The 615-nt window shown below is 64.1% G+C and carries 1 protein-coding gene; it reads left to right on the top strand.

Annotated elements, in window-relative coordinates; translation table 11 throughout:
* A partial coding sequence (locus H0W65_RS04260) for an apolipoprotein N-acyltransferase (RefSeq protein ID WP_294004299.1) occupies positions 1-531 on the top strand: 531 nt, incomplete at its 5' end.
* Positions 532-615: the final 84 nt, after the last annotated feature.

Below are 615 nucleotides of genomic sequence, written 5' to 3'. Positions count from 1 at the left end.
GTGCCCTATGGCGAATATCTGCCGATGCGGCCGATCCTGTCGGCGATCGGCCTGTCGCGCCTGGCGCCCGGCGACCTCGACTTCGACCCTGGCCCGGGCCCGCGCACGATCGCCATCCCGCACTGGGGCAAGGTCGGTTTCCAGCTATGCTATGAAATCATTTTTTCGGGCGAGGCGGTCGATCGGCACAACCGGCCCGACGTGATCTTCAATCCGTCGAACGACGCTTGGTTCGGCGCTTGGGGCCCGCCGCAGCACCTCGCCCAGGCCCGCCTGCGCGCGGCCGAGGAAGGCATTCCGGTGATCCGGTCGACCCCGACCGGGATCAGCGCGCTGGTTGATGCGCGCGGGCGGATTCTCCAGTCGATACCGCTTGGCACAGCTGGTGTGATCGACGACGCCCTGCCGCTGCCGGCAACCCGCCTGACCCTGTTTGCACGCCTCGGTAATGTTATCCCGCTGGCGCTCGGCTTCCTCCTGCTCATCGCTGCGATTGCGCTTGGGCGGAGGCCTCGCTACAGCGAGACATAAGGATATCTTTATATCCTGACTTTTTCCTAGATTTCAGCCAAGGATCGACGACCAAGCCATGCGCAACAGCTTCCTCTTCACGTC

The organism is Sphingomonas sp. (genome assembly GCF_013816785.1).
Lineage (GTDB): Bacteria > Pseudomonadota > Alphaproteobacteria > Sphingomonadales > Sphingomonadaceae > Sphingomicrobium.
The sequence above is the reverse complement of the archived record's forward strand: the minus strand, read 5'-3'. Positions and strand labels throughout refer to the sequence as shown.